At 73.7% G+C, this 20,391-nt stretch carries 17 protein-coding genes; 3 read left to right on the top strand and 14 right to left on the bottom strand.

Features of this window, described 5'->3' with window-relative positions; all coding sequences use genetic code 11:
• Positions 1–24 precede the first annotated feature (24 nt).
• Genes ACI78Z_RS02570 through ACI78Z_RS02555 form a run of 4 tightly spaced genes read right to left on the bottom strand, consistent with a single transcriptional unit; the run spans position 25 to position 4,083 of the window.
• The gene (locus ACI78Z_RS02570) at positions 25–234 is read right to left on the bottom strand and encodes a hypothetical protein (RefSeq protein WP_457034950.1); all 210 of its coding nucleotides are present in this window, start codon (positions 232–234) and stop codon (positions 25–27) included.
• Entirely contained in the window at positions 177–2,381 is a 2,205-nt protein-coding gene (locus tag ACI78Z_RS02565; RefSeq protein WP_457034949.1) for a glycosyltransferase, read from the bottom strand. Before ACI78Z_RS02565 ends, ACI78Z_RS02570 begins: the two co-directional genes overlap by 58 nt.
• Positions 2,378–3,058, bottom strand: a complete 681-nt coding sequence (locus ACI78Z_RS02560; RefSeq protein ID WP_457034948.1) for a polysaccharide deacetylase family protein — start codon at positions 3,056–3,058, stop codon at positions 2,378–2,380. The genes ACI78Z_RS02565 and ACI78Z_RS02560 overlap by 4 nt, the downstream gene beginning before the upstream one ends.
• A 56-nt stretch (positions 3,059–3,114) precedes the next feature.
• Positions 3,115–4,083, bottom strand: coding sequence for a UDP-glucuronic acid decarboxylase family protein (locus ACI78Z_RS02555; RefSeq protein ID WP_457034947.1), 969 nt, complete (start codon positions 4,081–4,083; stop codon positions 3,115–3,117).
• A 78-nt stretch (positions 4,084–4,161) separates the two neighbouring features.
• On the opposite strand from ACI78Z_RS02555, the gene ACI78Z_RS02550 reads away from it, so the two are divergent.
• Positions 4,162–5,175, top strand: a complete 1,014-nt coding sequence (locus ACI78Z_RS02550) for a glycosyltransferase family 2 protein (protein ID WP_457034946.1) — start codon at positions 4,162–4,164, stop codon at positions 5,173–5,175.
• 312 nt (positions 5,176–5,487) lie between these two features.
• Here ACI78Z_RS02550 and ACI78Z_RS02545 read toward each other — a convergent pair whose 3' ends face one another.
• The 6 genes from ACI78Z_RS02545 to ACI78Z_RS02520 all read right to left on the bottom strand — a co-directional run bounded on the left by ACI78Z_RS02545 (position 5,488) and on the right by ACI78Z_RS02520 (position 12,312).
• Positions 5,488–5,748, bottom strand: coding sequence for a hypothetical protein (locus ACI78Z_RS02545; RefSeq protein ID WP_457034945.1), 261 nt, complete (start codon positions 5,746–5,748; stop codon positions 5,488–5,490).
• A 626-nt stretch (positions 5,749–6,374) separates the two neighbouring features.
• A complete protein-coding gene (locus ACI78Z_RS02540) occupies positions 6,375–7,415 on the bottom strand; it encodes an IS110 family RNA-guided transposase (protein WP_457034944.1) in 1,041 nt (346 codons plus the stop codon).
• Positions 7,416–7,505: 90 nt separating this feature from the next.
• The gene (aspS, locus tag ACI78Z_RS02535) at positions 7,506–9,284 is read right to left on the bottom strand and encodes an aspartate--tRNA ligase (RefSeq protein WP_457034943.1); all 1,779 of its coding nucleotides are present in this window, start codon (positions 9,282–9,284) and stop codon (positions 7,506–7,508) included.
• 22 nt (positions 9,285–9,306) lie between these two features.
• Positions 9,307–10,287, bottom strand: coding sequence for an aldo/keto reductase (locus ACI78Z_RS02530; RefSeq protein ID WP_457034977.1), 981 nt, complete (start codon positions 10,285–10,287; stop codon positions 9,307–9,309).
• Positions 10,288–10,292: 5 nt separating this feature from the next.
• Positions 10,293–11,555 carry a histidine--tRNA ligase gene (hisS, locus tag ACI78Z_RS02525; protein WP_457034942.1) on the bottom strand — a complete coding sequence of 421 codons (1,263 nt, stop codon included), beginning with the start codon at positions 11,553–11,555 and terminating at the stop codon, positions 10,293–10,295.
• Between the two features lie 73 nt (positions 11,556–11,628).
• Positions 11,629–12,312 (bottom strand): MBL fold metallo-hydrolase, encoded by a 684-nt coding sequence (locus ACI78Z_RS02520; protein WP_457034941.1) that lies wholly within the window; start codon positions 12,310–12,312, stop codon positions 11,629–11,631.
• A gap of 153 nt (positions 12,313–12,465) precedes the next feature.
• On the opposite strand from ACI78Z_RS02520, the gene ACI78Z_RS02515 reads away from it, so the two are divergent.
• Positions 12,466–13,296 carry a peptidylprolyl isomerase gene (locus ACI78Z_RS02515; protein ID WP_457034940.1) on the top strand — a complete coding sequence of 277 codons (831 nt, stop codon included), beginning with the start codon at positions 12,466–12,468 and terminating at the stop codon, positions 13,294–13,296.
• The gene (locus tag ACI78Z_RS02510) at positions 13,293–14,006 is read left to right on the top strand and encodes a peptidylprolyl isomerase (RefSeq protein ID WP_457034939.1); all 714 of its coding nucleotides are present in this window, start codon (positions 13,293–13,295) and stop codon (positions 14,004–14,006) included. The genes ACI78Z_RS02515 and ACI78Z_RS02510 overlap by 4 nt, the downstream gene beginning before the upstream one ends.
• Before the next feature lie 117 nt (positions 14,007–14,123).
• Here ACI78Z_RS02510 and ACI78Z_RS02505 read toward each other — a convergent pair whose 3' ends face one another.
• The 4 genes from ACI78Z_RS02505 to secD all read right to left on the bottom strand — a co-directional run bounded on the left by ACI78Z_RS02505 (position 14,124) and on the right by secD (position 20,377).
• Entirely contained in the window at positions 14,124–16,571 is a 2,448-nt protein-coding gene (locus ACI78Z_RS02505) for a RelA/SpoT family protein (protein ID WP_457034938.1), read from the bottom strand.
• A gap of 91 nt (positions 16,572–16,662) precedes the next feature.
• Entirely contained in the window at positions 16,663–17,256 is a 594-nt protein-coding gene (locus tag ACI78Z_RS02500) for an adenine phosphoribosyltransferase (protein ID WP_457034937.1), read from the bottom strand.
• Positions 17,253–18,659 carry a protein translocase subunit SecF gene (gene secF / locus ACI78Z_RS02495; protein WP_457034936.1) on the bottom strand — a complete coding sequence of 469 codons (1,407 nt, stop codon included), beginning with the start codon at positions 18,657–18,659 and terminating at the stop codon, positions 17,253–17,255. Before secF ends, ACI78Z_RS02500 begins: the two co-directional genes overlap by 4 nt.
• Positions 18,656–20,377 carry a protein translocase subunit SecD gene (gene secD, locus ACI78Z_RS02490; protein ID WP_457034935.1) on the bottom strand — a complete coding sequence of 574 codons (1,722 nt, stop codon included), beginning with the start codon at positions 20,375–20,377 and terminating at the stop codon, positions 18,656–18,658. Before secD ends, secF begins: the two co-directional genes overlap by 4 nt.
• Between the last annotated feature and the right edge of the window lie 14 nt (positions 20,378–20,391).

Below are 20,391 nucleotides of genomic sequence, written 5' to 3'. Positions count from 1 at the left end.
CCCGGATGTCGGCGCCACGCTTGGTCAGCACTCCTCCGTGTAGTACCGGTCGACGGAAGGCCCGTCGAAGCGGAACTGCCGGCTCGACGGGGACGTCCGGCGCAGGTCCCCGAACCGGACCGCGCCCACCGGGGGCCGGTAGTGCCGGCCGAGCACGGTCGCCCCGAGCCGGAGCTTCAGCGAGCCGGGCAGGACGCGGGCGGCCAGCTTCGGCCACCGGCGGTCCCCGGGCATGGCGTCCCCCGTCGTCGGTTCGGCTCCGTCATCGCGGTCGGGCGCCTGGTGCGTAGGTAGAACAGCACCCCGGCCAGGCAGCCGCGCACCTGGGGTGCCAGCAGGGCGTCCGCGGCACGGGGCGCACCCCGGAGCCGGCGCAGCAGGGCCTTCGCCGCGGTCGTGGCGTACCACCTCGGCAGGACGAGGAACAGGCGGACGAGGTTGCTGCGCCCCCGGTGCCGCTCGAACTGCACGAGCAGCGCACACGCGTGCCCGCGCATGTAGAAGTACATCTGCCGCAGCAGCTCCTCGTGGGTGCGCCGGTGGTGGTGGCGCACGACCGCCGAGGGTTCGTAGCGGCACCGGCCCCCGGACGCGAGCAGCCGGTACCACATCTCAGAGTCACCGCTGCACCCCGCGGCGCCGACGTCCAGCCGCTCGTCGAACCCTCCGAGGGCCGCCACGGCGCTCCGGCGGAAGGCCATGTTCGCCCCGGCGCCGATCTCCCAGACCGGCGCTCCGCGCCGGTGGCGGGTCAGGAACTCTGGGCCGAAGTCCCGGCGCGCGAACCCCCGCCCGAACCCGGCGTGGTCCTCGAAGAGCACCTGCGCGTCGGTGTCCAGCTCGGCGGGCAGCACCAGCCCGGTGACCGCCGTGATCGAGGCGTCGTCGAAGGCCCGACGCGTCCGCCACGTCCAGTCGGGGTGCGGCTCGGCGTCGTCGTCGGTGTAGGCGACGAACTCCGTTGTCGCCGCTCGCAGGCCCGTGTTGCGGGCGATGTCCAGGCCGGGCCGTGGCTCCAGGACGTACCGGACGCCCGGCATCCGATCCACCAGCTCGCGGGTGGCCGCGGACGACGGCGCGTTGTCGACCACCACGACCTCGGCCGGGGGCACGATGGAGCGACCGAGGGCCGCGAGGCAGCGGGCCAGCCATTCCGGCCGGTCCCGCGTGCAGATGACGACCGTGACGTCGTCGGCGGCTCCCGGGAGCGGTGCGGCTGCCCGGCCGGGACCGGCCGCCGCCTCGTCCCGGGCCGCGGCCAGGCGCGCGTCGGCCCGGGAGAGCGGCAGCTGCGTGGCCGGCACGACGAGCTGCCCGACCGGCACGCCGCCCGACCACAGGAGGAGCAGCACGTCGGCCGGGGCTGGACCGGCCGGCAGCGACGGGAGGACCGGGTCGAGGTCGCCGTCGAGGTCGACGCCGATGATCGGCCGGGGCGCGAGCGAGTGCGCGGCCGGTCGTCCCCCGGTGATCCGTCTCCGCCACCGCCCGGCCCAGGAGCGGCTCGCGTACCGCAGGCGCCGGAGTCGGTGGCGCCGGGGGTGCCGGTAGGGCCAGAGCGCCGCGTCCATCGCCGCCAGCACGTCGGCCCGGCGCTCGCCGGTGCGTCGCAGGTACGCGTCGAACCACACCAGGAAGGCCTCGTGCGCGGGGCTGAGGTCGGCGGGGTCGAAGGTGCCGGCCCGCGCTGCACGGGCGCAGACGGAGTCGTCGTGCTGGCGGTAGCGGTCATGCCAGGAGCTGGCCACGTACACCGGGACGGTGCGGTAGATCTTGGCGAAGAAGGCACGGTCCTCGAACATGCCGCGGAAGGATTCCTCGAACCCGCCGACGCTCGCCACGGCATCCTGGCGGAGCAGGACGCTGCACGTCGCCGGTGCGTTGACCTGCTCACGCAGCAGGCCGGTCAGCAGCCGGGGCGGGTCGACCACGGTATCTCCGGGCACGCCGATCTCCCGGAGCTCGTCGGTCCGGCCATCCGGGTCGCCCTGCCAGCTGTGCCAGTACTGGGTAGGGCCGCAAATCATGCCCACCTCGGGATGGTCCGCGGCGAGGCGCACCTGTGCCGCGAGCTTGCCGGGCAGCCACACGTCGTCGGCGTCGAGGAAGGCCAGCAGGTCCGCGCGGGCGTGCGCGATGCCGAGGTTCCGGGACGCGCTCATGCCGCGGTTCGTGCCGCCCGGGTGGGCCAGGTACCGAATCCGGTCGGGGTGGCGGCGGGCCCAGGCCCGCGCGATCGCGCCGCTCCGGTCGGTCGATCCGTCGTCGACGAGGAGCAGCTCCCAGTCCGGGAAGGTCTGGGCGACGACGCTCTCGATCGCCTCGTCGAGGAACCGTTCGGCGTCGAGGAAGATCGTGACCACGGAGACGGCGGGGGTCATGGGCTGAGCGTCTCCAGCGCCAGACCCCGCTCCCGGATCGCCGCCACGACGATCGGCAGCGCGGCGATGGTCGCCGACCGGTCGAGGGCCTCGTCGGCCAGCGGGTGCTCCACCCAGTCGTGGAACAGGACGACGTCACGCGAGGCGGCCCGGCCTGCCACGGAGACGATCTCCTCGACCGTGGCGCCCGGCCGCCAGTCGGTGGGATCGACGGTCCAGAGCCAGGTGTCCACGGGCAGCCGGCGCAGCATCACCGCGCCGGCGGGATCGATGTGGCCGTGCGGTGGGCGGAACAGCCGGACATCGGCCCCGAGTACCTCCGACACCGTTCGCCGTCCCTCCGCGTACTCCTGCCGCAGCTGCGCCCGAGCTGTCTCCCACGGGAGGGGGTGGGTCATGCTGTGCGACCCCACCGCGTGCCCTCCCGCCCGGATCCGGTGCACCAGCTCCGGATGCGCCCGGGCGTTCCTGCCGACGCAGAAGAAGGTGACACGAACGCCGAGCTCGGCGAGCACGTCCAGGATCCGGTCGGTCGAGCCGGGCTGGGGACCGTCGTCGAAGGTCAGGCCGACGCAGCCCTCCGGCACGCGCCTGCGGACCTGCGCCACGCGGTCCTTCCCCCGCCACTGCCACTCCTCCGCCCGCGCGCTCACCGCCGCGGGCACCCGCCTCGTCACGCGCAGGATTCTTCGCAGGGGCCTGCGGCGGGCAGGCTCTCGGTCGAGGAGCACAGCTAGCACCCCCGCCCGTCCGTGAGGGCGGGAAGCTGCTCCCGGAACCAGGCGATGGTGCTCCGGAGGCCGTCCTCCAGTCTGATCCGCGGTTCCCAGCCCAGTCGGGTGCGGGCGAGGGTGATGTCGGGCCGGCGCACCGTCGGATCGTCCTCCGGGCGCGGGAGGGGCACGATCTCGACGCCGGCGCCGCACAGCTTCCGGATCACCTCGGCGAGCCGCAGGATCGACAGCTCCTGCGGATTGCCCAGGTTGACCGGGCCAGCGAGATCCGACCGCAGCAGCCGAACGAGCCCGTCGACGAGGTCGTCCACATAGCACACCGACCGCGTCTGGCTGCCGTCACCGGCGACCGTGATCGGGCTCCCAGTGAGTGCCTGCCGGATGAACGTCGGGATGGCGCGTCCGTCGTACGGCCGCATCCCGGGGCCGAACGTGTTGAAGATGCGGGCGATCGCGGTGTCCACTCCGTGGGTCCGGCGGTAGGCCATCGTGAGGGCTTCGGCGAAGCGCTTGCCCTCGTCGTACACACCGCGGGGACCGACGGGGTTTACGTGCCCCCAGTACCCCTCTGGCTGCGGGTGGACCTGCGGGTCGCCGTAGGCCTCGCTGGTCGAGGCCAGCAGAAATCGGGCGCCCTTTTCCCGGGCGAGGCCGAGCGCGTGCAGCGTGCCGATGCTCCCCACCTTGAGCGTCTCGATCGGCAGCTTGAGGTAGTCCACCGGGGAGGCCGGGGACGCGAAGTGCAGCACGGCGTCGACGCGTCCAGGGACGTGGACGTAGTCGGTCACGTCCGCCCGGACGAGCCGGAAGTGCTCCGAGGGCAGGAGGTGCGCGACGTTCCCCGGCCCGCTGGTGAGGAAGTTGTCCAGGCAGACGACCTCGTACCGCTCGGCCAGCAGCCGGGCGCACAGGTGGCTCCCGAGGAACCCCGCCCCTCCGGTCACGACGGCCCGGCTCCGCCCGCTCATGCAATTCGTCTACCACGTTCGGGGCCAGTCACGGCCCCGTGCCGCCCCGCCCGCCCCATCTGCGGGAAAGATGGAGCGATGTCCATTCCGGGGGGCGGCCACCCGATGGTCAGCGTCGTCGTGCCGACGCGGAACCGCCCGCGACTGCTGGCCCGCGCGCTGACGGCGATCCTGCGGCAGGACTACGCCGGTCCCATCGAGTGCATCGTGGTCTTCGACCAATCGGAGCCCACCCTCCCGCCGGATTTGAGCGTGCCGCAGAGACGCAGCGTCCGGGGGATCACCAACACCCGGACACCGGGACTCCCGGGCGCCCGCAACTGCGGGATCCTGGCCGGCAGCGGGGAACTCGTCGCCTTCTGCGACGACGACGACGAGTGGCTGCCCACCAAGCTCACCGAGCAGGTGCCGGACCTGTTGCGGTCGACGCGCCACTCCGTCGCCTCGACGGGAATCGTCACCCTGATGCAGGGCCGGAGCCGCGAGCGGGTCCTCGACCTGCGTGAGGTCCCCCACGAGATGTTCCTGGACTCGCGGGTGATGGAGGTGCACTCCTCGACCCTGCTGATCCGCCGCTCCACGCTGCTCGACCAAATCGGCCTGCTCGACGAGAACATCCCGGGTGGCTACGCCGAGGACCACGAGTGGCTGCTCCGCGCGACCCTGCACGCCCCCGTTCTGGTGACCCCGGCTGCCCTGGTGCGCGTGCTCATCCACCGCTCCTCGTACTTCTCGGAGCAGTGGCAGCTGATCGCCGACGCGAGCCGCTACCTGCTCGAGCGGTATCCCGACATGGCGCGCTCACGCCCGGGCCTGGCGCGGATCTACGGCCGCCTGGCGCTGGCCGAGGCGGCTTTGCGACACCGCCGGGTGGCCCTCCGCTACGCCTGGGACAGCATCCGCCTGCAGTGGCGCCAGCACCGGGCCTACACCGCGATCCTGATGGCCGTCGGCGTCCTCACGCCGGACATCGCGATCCGGCTCGCCAACCGGCTCAAGCGCATCCTGTCCTGGCGCGCGGAGCGCGCCGCGGTACGGGCCCGCTCCCGCGAGCAGGAGCAGCACGGCAGCGGGGCGGTCCCGGCCGGGTGAGGCCGCGCCCCAGCGTCGACCGCGCTCAGCGACCGAGGGTCTCCTTCCGCGCCGCGAGCGCCAACGCCGCCTTGCCGGCGTCCGCTCCCCTCGTCGATCCCCAGGTCGGAGCGCTCCAGCAGCTCCTTGCGGACGGCGGCGGAGCGGACGCCCTCGGGCACCGTCCCGATGGTCATCTCCGGTGGTCGGTGCTCCTCCGCGGCGAACAGCTCGAGCCCCATCTCCTGAGACTGCGTGGGAGCAGCCGGTCGGCCTGCGCATGACGGGCGATGGCTCCGGTCAGTTCGAGGGCGTCGCCGTCCATCGTGCGGGTCACCTCATGGGCCACGGCCCACCGGCCATCCAGTCCGGGATCGCCGAGACGACGGTGACGAACACGCCGCCGACGCTCAGGTGACCAGCCACCGAGGGGGCCGCGACGCCGGGCCGGGCACCGTCGGACACCGCACCGTCGACCGCGGACACCGCGTCGACGTCGACCGCCCGGAGCTCGTTGCGCAATCCGGGACCCATGCGGTACTCGTCCTCCGCATCCGTGCGGCTGTCCAGCTCGAGGGCGACGCGCACCCCCACCGCGGCGATGCTCCGCCGGATCCAGGGGCGGCGAAAGGCTCGGGCCCCCTCCGCTCACAGCTGTTCCCGGGTTGGCTGACGGAGGTGGTCAACTGACGAGAGCGCGCGATGTCGCACGCTTCGAGGCGTTCAGCCGTGCGAGATCACGCGATCTCGCTGCCGCGACGGCACGAAGCCTCGACCAACCGGCACACCGCTGTCATTCCTGAAGGAGGGAGGCCGTGTCAACCCCGTCGGTTTGTCGGGATTGACGTTCGTTCGGCCCTCTCCGCCCGGCTGTCGGGCGCGTTGAACGGGCGGTGTCGGGGTCAAGGATCGGCCGGAGGCCGACCGCGGAGCGGCCGGTGGTCCTTGATGCCGGCGCCGTTCGACGCATGCTGTTCAGCGCGGAGAGGGGGTCTGTCGGTCCTCCGTCCAAGCGATGGTGTCGGCAGGCTCCAGCGCCCGGTGCCCCCGGCGCGCGACAGGCCCCGCGGAGGCTGTCGGTCATTCCTGCGCCGCCCGCGGTGGGCGGCATGGAGTGCGGTGCGACAACGCGGTCGGCGGGGTCAATCAGACGGGGCGACCTCGCCACGGGTGGGGGTCATGACAAGCGGCGACCCGCGCCGACCGCGGTGGCCCGGTGATCACGCCGCCGAAGGGAGGATGTGATCGGTCAGCCGGCGGACGGTGTGATCGCGCAGCGCGTAGAAGGCCAGTTCGACCAGTTCCCGTGCCGCGGCCACGGTGCCGATGTTGCGGCCGCGGCGGGCGGCGACCCGGTCCCGGTGCGCGCCCAGGCGGCTGTGGCTGCTCGCCCGCTGCACCGCCTCGACCGCGGCCCAGCGCACCAGCCGGCTGCCCTGCTTGGTGATCCGCCCGCGGCGCACGGTGGTGTCGGACTCATGATGCGTCGGGGTCAGCCCCGCCCAGCTGGTCAACCGGGTCGGGCCGGCGAAGCGGGTCACGTCCCCGATCTCGGCGACGAACACCGCGCCCAGCACCGGCCCGACCCCGGGGATGGTCTGCACCGCCCGATAGCCCGCATCGGCGCGCAGCCGGGCGGCGGTGACCTTGCCCACCTGGTCGATCTCGGTGTCGACGGCCGCGATCAGCCGGCGCAGCGACGCCACCCGCAGCGCTGCTGCCGAGGTGAGCTCGCACCGGTCGAGCAGCGCCGTGCCGGCGACGCCGAACAGATCGCTGACCGGCACCGCCACACCCTGCCCGGCCAGCACCGCGTGCACCTGGCAGCGCAGGTTCGTGCGCAGCTGCACCAGCTTGGCCCGGTGGCGCACCAGCTCACGCAGCTCCCGGGTGGCCGGCGGGGCAATCCACGCCTCCGGCAACCGGCCCATCCGCAGCAGATCGGCCAGGTCGGCCGCGTCGCGCTGGTCGTTCTTGACCCGCCGGTAGGAGAACGCCTTCACCCCCAGCGGATGCGCCAGGTGCACCACCGCGCCGAGCTCGGCGAGCTCATCGGCGGCCCAGTACCAGCCATAGGTGGCCTCCAGCACCACCTCCGGCCGCTCACCGGCCCGGGCCATTACCACCGCCAGCCGGTCGGGATCGTTGACGATGCGCACCGTCTCCAGCGTCTGGCCGGCCTCGGTCATGCGCACCAGCACCGAGCGACGCCGGTGCAGGTCGATACCGACGTACTGCCGCCCGTCGTAGTCTTCGCTCACCCGGGGCCTCCCTCGTCGAAAACGGACGTGAGCACCCCGAGCATCACCGGGGAGTCCCACGAGGAGCGGAGGCCCCGCTCCTTCATCGCATCAGGGGTGAGCGGGGTCGGTCGGCCCCGGGGCGCCGGGCTCGCCCGGCAGCGCCGGCTCGTCGGGGATCGCGTCGATGCCGGCCTCCTTGCGCTGCGCGTCGGTGATCGGCGTCGGGGCACCGGTCAGCGGGTCGTAGCCCGCGCCGGTCTTCGGGAAGGCGATGACCTCGCGGATGGAGTCCACCCCGGCCAGCAGCGCGCAGGTGCGGTCCCAGCCGATCGCGGCGCCGGCGTGCGGCGGCGGACCGTAGGCGAAGGCCTCGAGGAAGAAGCCGAACCGCTCGCGGGCCTCCTCGCGGGACATCCCGAGCGTCTCGAACACCCGCTCCTGCAGGTCCGGGTCGGCGATGCGGACCGACCCGCTGGCCAGTTCGTTGCCGTTGCACACCAGGTCGTAGGCGTCGGACAGCGCGCCGCCCCTGTCCTCGGCGAACCGGTCCCGCCACTCGGGGGTGGGCGAGGTGAACGGGTGGTGCATGAAGGTCCAGTCGCCGTCCTCGGTCTCCTCGAACATCGGGAAGTCGACGACGAAGAGGAACGACCACGAGCCCGGCTCGATCAGCTCCAGCCGGCGGGCGATCTCGTTGCGCGCGGCACCCAGCAGCTCCTGCGCCGGACGGCGCGCGCCGGCGGCGAAGAACACGCAGTCCCCGGGCGCGGCCCCGACCGCCTCGACCAGGCCGGAACGCTCCTCCTCGGAGATGTTCTTGGCGACCGGCCCGCCCAGCGTGCCGTCCTCGGCGATGGTCACGTAGGCCAGGCCCCGGTGCCCGCGGGACCTCGCCCAGTCCTGCCAGGCGTCGAACGCCCGCCGCGGCTGCGACCCGCCGCCGGGCATCACGATCGCGCCGACGTAGGGCGCCTGGAACACCCGGAACGGGGTCTGCGCGAAGTACTCCGTCAGCTCGGTCAGCTCGATGCCGAAGCGCAGGTCGGGCTTGTCCGAGCCGAACCGGTCCATGGCCTCGCGGTAGCTCATCCGCGGGATCTCGGGGACCTCGTAGGAGGCCAGCTCGCGCCACAGCGCCCGGACGACGTCCTCGACCACGGCCAGGACGTCGTCGCGCTCGACGAAGCTCATCTCGAAGTCCAGCTGGGTGAACTCCGGCTGCCGGTCGGCGCGAAAGTCCTCGTCCCGGAAGCAGCGCGCGATCTGGTAGTAGCGCTCCAGCCCGCCGATCATCAGCAGCTGCTTGAACAGCTGCGGGGACTGCGGCAGGGCGTACCACTTCCCGGGCTGCAGGCGCACCGGGACGACGAAGTCACGGGCCCCCTCCGGTGTCGAGCGGGTCAGGTCCGGCGTCTCGACCTCGACGAAGCCGTGCTGCGCCATGACCCCGCGAGCGACCCGGTTGACCTCCGAACGGAGCCGCATCGCCCGGGCCGGACCCTGCCGGCGCAGGTCGAGGTAGCGGTACCGGTAGCGGACGTCGTCCGAGGCCGCCTGGTCGGTCTCGATCGGGAACGGCAGCGGAGCCGACGGCGAGAGCACCCGCAGCTCGGCCGCGGCCACCTCGATCTCGCCGGTCGGCAGCTCCGGGTTCTCGTTGCCCTCGGGACGGCGGCGCACCTCGCCGGTGACCAGCACGCAGAACTCGTTGCGGAGGTGGTGGGCCTCCTCCTCGCGGACGACGACCTGGACGTAGCCCGAGGCGTCGCGCAGGTCGACGAAGACCACGCCGCCGTGGTCGCGGCGGCGGGCCACCCAGCCGGCGAGGGTGACCGTGGAACCGGCGTCGGACGCGCGCAGCGTTCCGGCGTCGTGGGTGCGCAGCACTGGAGGGCCTTTCGGGGGTGGGTTACCAGCGGTCGTGGACGTGCGCGCGGATGCGCTCGTCGTAGACGCGCTCGAGGTCGGCGAGCTGGGCGTCGGTGAGCGGGGGCAGCCCGGCGGCCGCGACGTTGCCGCGGACCTGCTCGACGGTCCGCGCGCCGGGGATCACCGTGGTGACGCCGGGCTGGTCGATGACCCAGCGCAGCGCGAACGCCGCCGTGGGTGCGTCGCCGGCGATCTCGGCGACCTCCCGGGCGGCCGCCACGCCGACCTCGAAGGGCACGCCGGAGAAGGTCTCGCCGACGTCGAAGGCCTCGCCGTGGCGGTTGAAGTTCCGGTGGTCGTCGGGCGCGAACGCCGTCGTCTCGTCGTACTTGCCGGTCAGCAGCCCGCTGGCCAGGGGCACGCGGGCGAGGATGCCGACGCCGGCCTGCACGGCCGCGGGCAGCAGCTCCTCCAGCGGCTTGCGCCGGAAGACGTTGAGGATCACCTGGATTGTCTGCACGCCCGGGTGCTCCAGCGCGGTCAGCCCCTCGGCGACGGTCTCCACCGAGACGCCGTAGGCCGCGATCGCGCCGTCGGCCACCATCGCGTCGAGCGCGTCGTACACCCGGTGGTCGGAGTACACCGCCGTGGGCGGGCAGTGCAGCTGCACCAGGTCGAGGGTGTCGACGCCGAGGTTGCGCCGGGACTGGTCGATCCAGCCCCGGAGGTTCTCCGGGGAGTACTGCTCGGCCGTGTGGGGGTTGGCCTGCCGACCGGCCTTGGTGGCGACGAACGGCCGGTCCGGGCGGGCGACCAGCGCCCGGCGGATCCGCTCCTCCGACCTGCCGCCGCCGTAGACGTCCGCGGTGTCGAGCAGGGTGACCCCGGCGTCCAGTGCCGCGTCGAGGACGTCCTGCGCGGTGTCCTCGTCGACGTTGCCCCAGTCCGCACCCAGCTGCCAGGTGCCCAGGCCGACGACGCTGACGTCGGCCCCCGTCCGGCCGAGCGGCCGCTGCTCCATGGTCGTCACTCCCCTACGCTCGCACGCACTCGGTCGAACAGCTCGCCCACCGGGACGGGGCGCTGCTCGCCGGTGTGCATGTCCTTGAGCTGGCCGACGCCCTCGGCCAGGTCCCGCTCGCCGATGACGACGACGTGCGAGGCGCCCGACCGGTCGGCCGCCTTCATCGCGCCCTTGAGCCCGCGCCCGCCGTAGACGGTGTCGGCCGCGACGCCGGCCTGGCGCAGCTGCCCGACCAGGCGCACCGCCACCCGCCGCGCCTCCTCGCCCAGCGGGACGACGAACGCCTGCACGCCGGTCGCCGCGGCGACGTCGAGCCCCTCGGCCTGCACCGCCAGCAGCGTCCGGTCGACCCCGACGGCGTAGCCGATGCCGGAGACGTCCGGGCCGCCGAGCGCGGCCGAGAGTCCGTCGTAGCGCCCGCCGCCGCCGATCGCCGACTGCGCCCCGAGCCCGTTGTGCACGAACTCGAACGTCGTCTTCGTGTAGTAGTCCAGCCCGCGCACCAGCCGTGGCGCCTCGGTCCAGGTCACGCCGAGGTCGGTCAGGTGCTGGCGGACGGCGTCGTAGTGCGCCCTGGTGGAGTCCGAGAGGTGGTCGACCATCAGCGGCGCGTCGTCCAGCTGCGCCTGCACCTCGGGGCGCTTGTCGTCGAGCACCCGCAGCGGGTTGATCTCCGCCCGGCGGCGGGTGTCCTCGTCAAGGTCCAGCTTGTCGAGGTAGGCGACGAGCTTCTCCCGGTACTGCGGCCGGCAGGTCGCGTCGCCCAGCGAGGTCAGCAGCAGCTCGTAGTCGGTCAGCCCCAGGTCGCGGAAGCCCTGCACCCCGAGCGCGACCACCTCGGCGTCCAGCGCCGGGTCGTCGACGCCGAGCGCCTCCATGTCGACCTGGGTGAAGTGCCGGTAGCGGCCGGCCTGCGGGCGCTCGTAGCGGAACGCCGAGCCGACCGTCCACAGCTTCACCGGCAGCGCGCCGGTGTGCAGCCGGTGCTCGATGAAGGCCCGCATGAGGCCCGCGGTGAGCTCCGGGCGCAGCGTCAGCGAGCGGCCGCCGCGGTCGTCGAAGGTGTACATCTCCTTCGTCACGACGTCGGTGGACTCGCCCACCCCGCGGGAGAACACCTCGGTGTGCTCGAACACCGGCGTCTCCACGTAGCCGTAGCCGGCCCGCCGCAGCGGCGCGGTCAGCGTCTCCCGGACGGCGAGGAACCGGTCGGACTCCGGCGGCAGGACGTCGAAGGTGCCCTTCGGGGCGGTCAGCCCGCTCACGAGCCCTCCTCGTCGGCGCTCGTCGGCCGCGTCCGCGGCGTCGCTGTGCTCTCCGGTGAGCTCGCGACCGCGCTCACAGCCCGCGCCCCTTGGGCGCGCCCGCCGCCTGGGCCAGGTACGGGTTGGTGGCCCGCTCCCGGCCGATCGTGGTCGCCGGGCCGTGCCCGGGCAGCACCACCGTCTCGTCGTCCAGCGGCAGGACGACGTCCTGCAGCGAACGCAGCATGTCCTCCCACGACCCGCCGGGCAGGTCGACCCGGCCCACCGAGCCGGCGAAGAGCACGTCGCCGGCCAGCAGCCCCGGCGCCTCCCCCAGGTCGAGGGAGAAGACGACCGAGCCCCGGGTGTGGCCGGGCGCGTGCCGCACGGTCAGCTCGACGCCGGCCAGCGACAGCACCGCGCCGTCGTCCAGCGGCTTCACGTCGGCCGGGTCGGGCAGGGCGACGCCGCTGATCAGCGGGGCCAGCTGCGGGCCGTGCCAGCGCGCCGGGTCGCTGAGCATGCCGGAGTCGGCGGGGTGCAGGTAAGCGGGGATGTCGTAGCCGTCGCAGACCGGCAGCACCGAGAAGGTGTGGTCGAGGTGGCCGTGGGTGAGCACGACGGCGACCGGTTTGAGGCCGTCGTCGGCCAGCATCCGGGCCAGCGGCTCGACGGCGTCCATGCCGGGGTCGACCACCACGCACTCCTGCCGCGGCCCGGGGGCGACGGCGTAGCAGTTGGTGCCGAACGCGCCGGCCGGGAACGAGCGGATGAGCACCCGTGCAGGTTACGCGGGGCTCCCGCGGCGCTCCGGGCCTCTCCGCTGCCGGGGAACGGTCAGGTCCGGCACCTAGACTCGGGGCTTCGACCAGCGGGGTGCGGGCGCACCCGGACGTCCCCCCGCAGCCGTCCGTCTCGAGGAGTACCACGCGTGCCGAGCAACAAGCAGCGGCGGGAGGCCGCCCAGCGGCGCCTGCAGCGTCAGCTGGAACGCCGCGCCGAGCTGGCGCGCAAGCGCCGCCGCAACCTGCTGATCGGGATCACCGCCGCCGCCGTCGTGCTCGTCGTCAGCACCGTCCTGCTGATCACCGGCATCGGCGGCGACGACGACACCGATCCCGCCGCTGCGGAGCCCACGGCCACCTCACCGGCCCCGACCACCCCCGGGGTCGTCGACGGCAGCGACGGCACCTGCGACTGGACGCCGGCCGACACCACCGCGAACCCGAACCTGCAGGCGGACACCGGCACCCCGCCGGTCGACGTCACGCCGACGGGCACCACCGCGGTCGACATCACCACCAACCTCGGCCCGATCGGCCTGACCCTGGACAACGCCAACGCCCCGTGCGCGGTGGCGAGCATGGTGCACCTGGCCGGGCAGGGCTACTTCGACGACACGGTCTGCCACCGCCAGACCGACTCCGAGGGCCTGAAGGTGCTGCAGTGCGGCGACCCGAGCGGCACCGGCATGGGCGGCCCGGCCTACGAGTTCCCGACCCAGGTCACCGGTGACGAGACCTACCCGCGCGGCACCGTGGCGATGGCCAACAGCGGCCAGGGCTTCGACGGCAGCCAGTTCTTCCTCGTCTACGGCGACAGCCAGCTGCCGCCGTCCTACACGGTCCTCGGCACCATCGACGAGGCCGGCCTGGCCACGCTCGACGCCATCGCCGCCAACGGCAACGACGGCAGCAACGGGCCCGGCGACGGCGCGCCCACCCAGGAGGTCCGGATCCAGTCGCTGACGGTCGCCGCGTGAGCCGACGGCTGCGCGCCGCAGGTGGCCTGACCGGGGCGCTGCTCACCCTGACGGCGTGCGGCGGCTCCGCCGCGGAGGGCGAGCAGGGCGGGGGCACCACCGACGCCGGGGACGGCGGCGCAGCGGGGACGGGCACCGTCGCCTGCGCGTGGGGAGAGCCCTCGTCGGCGAACCCCTACCTCACCGAGGTGGCACCGCCGGAGGACGTCGTGCCCACCAGCGGCACCACGGACCTGCTGGTGGCGACCAACCTCGGCGACCTCACCGTCACCCTGGACCGGGCGGCCACGCCGTGCGCGGCGGCCAGCCTGGTGCACCTCACCGAGCAGGGCTTCTTCGACGACACCCCCTGCCACCGCGAGGTCGACAGCGAGGGGCTGCAGGTGTTGCAGTGCGGCGACCCGACCGGCACCGGTGCGGGCGGGCCCACCTACACCTCACCGACCGAGGTGACCGGTGCGGAGACCTATCCGCGCGGCACCGTGGCGATGGCCAACAGCGGCCAGGGCGTCGACGGCAGCCAGTTCTTCCTCGTCTGGGGCGACAGCATGCTGCCGCCGGCGTACACCGTCGTGGGCACCGTCGACGAGGCCGGGCTCGCGGTGCTCGACGAGGTGGCGGCCAACGGCAACGACGGCTCCCTGGACCCCAGCCCCGGGGGCGGCGCCCCGAACGTCCCGGTGACCATCGAGTCGGTCACCGTCGTCTGATGCGGCCGGGCGGTCCGATCCCTCCGCCGACGTCCTCGCCCGACGGCGAGATCGCCGGACCCGCACGCTGCGCGGCTCGGATCCGTGCGAGATCGCCGATCTCGCCGGGGAGAGCGCCTATGCGGTGACGCGCTCGACGTCGAAGACGCCCTCCACGTTGCGCACCGTCTGCAGCACGGCGCCCAGGTGGGCGGGGTCGGCCAGCTCGAAGGTGAACCGGCTGATCGCCACCCGGTCGCGGCTGGTCTGCACCGACGCCGACAGGATGTTCACCCGCTCGTCGGCCAGCGCCTTGGTGACGTCGGAGAGCAGCCGGTGCCGGTCGAGCGCCTCGACCTGGATGGCCACCAGGAACACCGACCCCGGCTGGGAGGCCCACTCCACCTCGACCAGCCGCTCGGGCTTGCGCTCCAGGTCGGCGGCGTTGGTGCAGTCGGTGCGGTGCACGCTCACCCCGCCGCCGCGGGTCACGAACCCGAGGATGGCGTCGCCGGGCACCGGAGTGCAGCACTTGGCGAGCTTGGCCCACACGTCGGTCATGCCGTGGACGACGATGCCCGGGTCGCCGCCGGAGGAGCGCCGGTGCGCCGGGCGGCGCATCGGGATGGTCGTCTCGGCGATGTCCTCGACCGCGCCCTCGGCGCCTCCCAGCGCGGCGATCAGCTTCTCGACGATCGACGAGGCGGAGATCTGGTTCTCCCCCACCGCGGCGTACAGCGCCGTGACGTCGGCGTAGCGCAGGTCCTTGGCGAGGGTGGCCAGCGCGTCGTCGCGGAGCAGCCGCTGCAGCGGCAGGCCCGCCTTGCGCATCGCCCGGGTCAGCGCCTCCTTGCCCGCCTCGACGGCGTCCTCGCGGCGCTCCTTGGTGAACCACTGGCGGATCTTGGTGCGCGCGCGGGACGACCCGACAAACGCCAGCCAGTCCTGCGAGGGCCCCGCGGTCGGCGACTTGGAGGTGAAGATCTCGACGACGTCGCCGTTGTTGAGCGTGCTGTCCAGCGAGACCAGGGTGCCGTTGACCCGGGCGCCGATGCAGCGGTGGCCGACCTCGGTGTGCACCGCGTAGGCGAAGTCCACCGGGGTGGCGTTGCCCGGCAGGCTGACCACGTCGCCCTTGGGCGTGAAGACGAAGACCTCCTGCGGACCGAGGTCGTAGCGCAGCGTCTCCAGGAACTCGCCGGGCTCCTGCGCCTCCCGCTGCCAGTCCAGCAGCTGGCGCAGCCACAGCATGTCGTCGGGGGACCCGGTCTTGGCCCCGCGGCCCTCGGCGGCGGGGCGGCCGCCGGACTTCGCCTTCTCCTTGTACTTCCAGTGCGCGGCGATGCCGTACTCGGCGGTGCGGTGCATGTCGTGCGTGCGGATCTGCAGCTCGACCGGCTTGCCCTGCGGGCCGATGACCGTCGTGTGCAGCGACTGGTACATGTTGAACTTCGGCATCGCGACGAAGTCCTTAAAGCGGCCGGGCACCGGCTGCCAGTGCGCGTGCATGATGCCCAGCGCCGCGTAGCAGTCCCGCACCGAGTCGACCAGGATCCGGATGCCCACGAGGTCCCAGATGTCGGTGAAGTCCCGGCCGCGGACGATCATCTTCTGGTAGATCGAGTAGTAGTGCTTGGGCCGGCCGGTGACGACGGCCTGGATGCCCGCGGCCTTGAGCTGCTCGGTGACCGCGGCGGTGACCTCGGCCAGGTAGGTGTCCCGGGACGGCGCCCGCTCGGCCACCAGGCGGACGATCTCGTCGTAGCGCTTGGGGTAGAGGGTCGCGAACGCGAGGTCCTCGAGCTCCCACTTGATGGTGTTCATGCCCAGCCGGTGGGCCAGCGGGGCGAGGATCTCCAGCGTCTCCCGCGCCTTCTTCTCCTGCTTCTCCGGCGGGAGGAAGCGCAGCGTGCGCATGTTGTGCAGCCGGTCGGCGAGCTTGATGACCAGCACCCGGGGGTCGCGGGCCATCGCCACGATCATCTTGCGGATGGTCTCGGCCTGGGCGGCGTCGCCGAGCTTGACCCGGTCGATCTTGGTGACGCCGTCCACCAGGTGCGCGACCTCCGGGCCGAACGCCTCGGTGATCGACTCCACCGTCTGCCCGGTGTCCTCGACGGTGTCGTGCAGCAGCGCGGCGACCAGCGTCGTGGTGTCCATGCCCAGCCCGGCCAGGATGGTGGCCACGGCCAGCGGGTGGGTGATGTAGGGATCGCCGCTCTTGCGCTTCTGCGTGGCGTGCGCGGCCTCCGCGAGGTCGTAGGCCCGCTGCAGGAGGGCGAGGTCGGCCTTCGGGTGGCTCTGCCGGTGCAGCGCGGCCAGCGGCTCCAGCACGGGACGGACCACCCCGCTGCGCTGGCCGGAGGCGATCCGGCGGGCCAGCCGGTCGCGCACCCGGCGCCGGGGTACGCCGCCCTGCGGGTCCTGCTCACCGGGGGGCTCGGTGCCCACGTCGTCCGGACGGCGGACCAGCGGACGGCTGGGCAGCGGCTGTCGCTCGCCGCCCTCTGGCGTACCCGCCCCCGCGGGCAGTGCGGGCGCGTCGGGCCGCACGGCAGCCACGTTGGTGGCAGCGTCGGGGCCCATGGCGACTCCTGCTCGGCCGTCGGTCGGGTGACCCTCCCCATGCTAGACGGGGAGGGCCTGCTCGCGACCCCACCTGGGAGTCGGCTACCTCTCAGGTGGTCCAGAGCGCGTGCACGGTGTGCGGGACCAGCCGCTCCCGGCCGGCGAGACCGGCCAGCTCGATGACCACCGACACCGCCACCACGACCCCACCCAGCGCCTCGACCAGCGAGACGCTGGCCGCCAGGGTGCCGCCGGTGGCCAGCACGTCGTCCACCACCAGCACCCGCTGCCCCGGCGCGATGGAGTCGGTGTGCACCTCGAGGGTCGCGGTGCCGTACTCCAGCGAGTAGTCGGCCGAGAGCCGCTCGCGGGGCAGCTTCCCGGCCTTGCGGACCGGCACCACGCCGACGCCGGCTTCCAGCGCCACCGCGGCGGCCAGCAGGAAGCCGCGGGCCTCGACGCCGACGACCACGTCGAAGCCGGGGTCGCCGGCGCCCGCGCCGGCCACCGCGGCCGCGCGCGGGTCGACGAGGGCGGGCGCGGCCAGCCCCTCGACCATCCGGCGGAAGGCCGGCCCGTCGGCGAACACCGGTGTCAGGTCCCGGAAGACCACGCCCGGCTCGGGGAAGTCGGGGATGTCGACGGCGAGCCCGGCGATGAGCTCGTCCAGCGGCAGGTCGCCGGCGGCGGCCGCGGTGCTCACCGGCGCTTCCGGCCGCCGGAGCGGCGGGTGCCCGGCTGCTGCGGGCGGGCCCCGGGCCGCGGCGCGGCGGTCGCCCCGCGGCGCGGGGACGGCCGGTCGTCGGGACGCACCGACTCCGGCGACTCCACCACGACGTCCGCCCGGGCCGGGCCCAGGTCCTCCTCGCGCTCGGCGAGGGCGACCCCGGCGGTCCGGCGGGCGGAGCCGGCCGCGCGGCGGGCGGTGGCCACCGTCCCGGTCCCGGTCGCCCGGTCTCCGGCCTGCCGCGCCTGGGACGACCGGCGGGCCAGCACCCGCCTGCGCAGCGCCTGCACCTCGGGCTCGCGCTCCTTGAGGTCCGCGACGATCGGCGTGGCCAGGAAGATCGAGGAGTAGGCACCCGCGGCCAGCCCGACGAACAGCACCAGGGCGAGGTCCTTGAGCGTCCCGACACCGAGCAGGCCGGCACCGACGAACAGCAACCCGGCCACCGGCAGCAGCGCGATCACCGAGGTGTTGATCGAGCGCATCAGCGTCTGGTTGACCGCCAGGTTGGCCGCCTCGCCCCAGGTCATCCGGGCCGACTTGTCCAGGTCCTTGACGTTCTCGTCGACCTTGTCGAAGACCACGACGGTGTCGTACAGCGAGAAGCCGAGGATGGTGAGGAACCCGATGACGGTCGAGGGGGTGACCTCGAAGCCGATCAGCGCGTAGACGCCGGCGGTGACGACGATGTCGTGCAGCAGCGCCGCGATCGCACCGACCGCCATCTTCGGCTGGAAGCGGAGCGCCAGGAAGGCGATGACCGCCACGAGGAAGACGGCGAGGGCGACGAGCGCCTGGCGGGTGATGTCCTGCCCCCACTCGGGGCTGACCGCCTCGGGGCTGACCTGCGCCGGCTCGACCCCGGCCGCACCGGCGATCGCGTCGACCACCGCCCGCTCGGTGTCGTTGTCCAGCGCCCCGGTGCGCAGCAGCAGCTCGTCGCCGCCGACCACCTGGGCCGAGGCCACCTCGGCACCGGCGTCCTCCGCGGCCGCTTGCACCTGCTCCAGCTGGGTGGCGTCGCCCGGCAGCCGCAGGCTGTTGCCGCCGGCGAAGTCGATGCCGAAGTTGAAGCCCCGGACGACGATGAAGACGACGCACAGCAGCAGGACCACCGCGGTGACCACGTAGATGAGCCGGCTGCGGCCGACGACGTCCAGCCCGGCCTCGCCGTTGTAGAGCCGGTGCGCCAGCGAGGCGCGGTGCCGCGGGCGCCGCGGGCCGGTCTCGCCCTCACGGGGCAGTCCGGCCTCGGCCAGCGCGGTCTCGTCCGCGGCCGCGGCCGCGTCGTCGGCCGCGCTGCCGGCGGGGGCCGCCTCGTCGGCGTCGGTGCCCACGGGCAGCTCGTCGGCGTCCGGTCGGGACTCGCGGCCGGTCATGCGTCGCTCCTGTCCTGCGTGGTGCGGCCGGCGCCGGCGGCCACGAGCTCACGGTCCCGGGTGGGACGACGGCCGGCCGCCGCGCGCGGGCGGTCGAGGCCGGCGCCGAGGCCGGACACGCGGCTGTTGCTGAAGACGCGGTAGCGCGCCAGCACCGCCATGAGCGGGTGGGTGAAGAGGAAGACGACGACCAGGTCGAGGACCGTCGACATGCCCAGGGTGAAGGCGAAGCCCTTGACGTCGCCGATGGCCAGCACGTAGAGGATCGCCGCGGCGAGGAAGCTGACCGCGTCGGCCGAGAGGATCGTCCGGCGGGCCCGGACCCACGCCCGCGGCACCGCCGAGCGCAGGGTGCGGCCCTCGCGGACCTCGTCCTTGAGGCGCTCGAAGTAGACGACGAACGAGTCCGCGGTGATGCCCAGCGACACGATGAACCCGGCGATGCCGGCGAGGCTGAGCGTGAAGCCGATCTGCCGGCCCAGCACGACCAGGACGGCGTAGACGACGACCGCCGACAGCACCAGGCTGGCGATCATCACCAGGCCGAGCAGCCGGTAGTAGAGCAGCGCGTAGACGAACACCAGCGCGATGCCGATGGCGCCGGCGATCAGGCCGGCCTGCAGCTGCTCGGCACCGAGCTCGGTCGAGATCGACTGCGCGGTGGCCTGCGTGAAGGTCAGCGGCAGCGCGCCGTAGCGCAGCTGGTTGGCCAGCTCCTCGGCGCCCTCCTGGTCGAAGGACCCGGTGATCGTGGTCGGGTTGGCGGTGATCGCGCCCTGGATGGTGGGCGCCGAGATGACCCGGCCGTCGAGGGTGAAGGCGACGTTGGCACCGACGTTGGCCGCGGTGTACTCCGCCCAGGTCTGCTCGGCGTCGCTCTCGAAGTCCAGCAGCACGACCCACTCGCCGGTGCCCTGCTGGGTGCCGGCGCTGGCGTCGGCGATCTGGGTGCCCTCGATGATCGACGGGCCGAGCAGGTACTTGGCCGTGCCGTCCTCGGTGCACGCGGCGACGTAGCTCTCCGGCAGCTCCACCTCGGGCGTGGTGTCCTCGGGGTCGCAGGTGAGCGTGGCGTACTCGGCCGCGGCCTGCTCCTGGGTGACCGGCGGCGCGCCGGGCTCGGGCAGCGAGGGGTCGGCGACGGCGCCGTCGCTCGGCGCGGCCGACCCGGTCGGCGCGGCCGGGTCGCTCGGGGCGGCGGGGTCCGTCGGCGCCGCGGGGTCGGTGGGCGCCGCGGGATCGGTGGGCGCGGCCGGGTCGGTCGCGCCGTCGGTCGGGGCCGCGGACTCCCCGGCGGCGGGGGTTTCCCCGGTCGTGGGGATCTCCTCGGCGGCCGGGGCGGCCGGCTCCGGGCCCTGGATCACCGGGCGAAAGCGCAGCTGCGCGGTCTGGCCCAGCTCGCGCGCCTGCTCGCCGTCGTCCCCGGGGACGGAGATGACGATGTTCGCGTCGCCCTCGGTGACGACCTCGGCCTCCGCGACGCCGAGGCCGTTGACCCGCTGCTCGATGATCTGGCGGGCCAGCTCGAGCTCGGTGGGGTCGGGAGCCTGGCCGTCCGGGGTGGCGGCGGTGAGCGTCACCGTCGTCCCGCCGCGCAGGTCGAGGCCGAGCTGCGGGGTGCGGGTGTCCCCGGTGAGGAAGACGAGGCCGTAGAGGACGGCCACGACGAGGAGGAAGGCGCCGAAGTACCGGCGCGCAGGCAGCGTGCGCTGGGCCACAGGGCGGCTCCGGA

Source organism: Geodermatophilus sp. SYSU D01176, from assembly GCF_054050015.1.
Note: the sequence above shows the minus strand (reverse complement) of the source record. Positions and strands in the feature narration are given on the sequence as shown.

Bases quoted from the DNA above. Each gene is read 5' to 3' on its own strand.
- secF (WP_457034936.1), bottom strand. From the start codon at position 18,659: ATGACCGGCCGCGAGTCCCGACCGGACGCCGACGAGCTGCCCGTGGGC.
- ACI78Z_RS02570 (WP_457034950.1), bottom strand. From the start codon at position 234: ATGCCCGGGGACCGCCGGTGGCCGAAGCTGGCCGCCCGCGTCCTGCCC.
- ACI78Z_RS02505 (WP_457034938.1), bottom strand. From the start codon at position 16,571: ATGGGCCCCGACGCTGCCACCAACGTGGCTGCCGTGCGGCCCGACGCG.
- ACI78Z_RS02555 (WP_457034947.1), bottom strand. From the start codon at position 4,083: ATGAGCGGGCGGAGCCGGGCCGTCGTGACCGGAGGGGCGGGGTTCCTC.
- ACI78Z_RS02565 (WP_457034949.1), bottom strand. From the start codon at position 2,381: ATGACCCCCGCCGTCTCCGTGGTCACGATCTTCCTCGACGCCGAACGG.
- ACI78Z_RS02530 (WP_457034977.1), bottom strand. From the start codon at position 10,287: ATGGAGCAGCGGCCGCTCGGCCGGACGGGGGCCGACGTCAGCGTCGTC.
- ACI78Z_RS02550 (WP_457034946.1), top strand. From the start codon at position 4,162: ATGTCCATTCCGGGGGGCGGCCACCCGATGGTCAGCGTCGTCGTGCCG.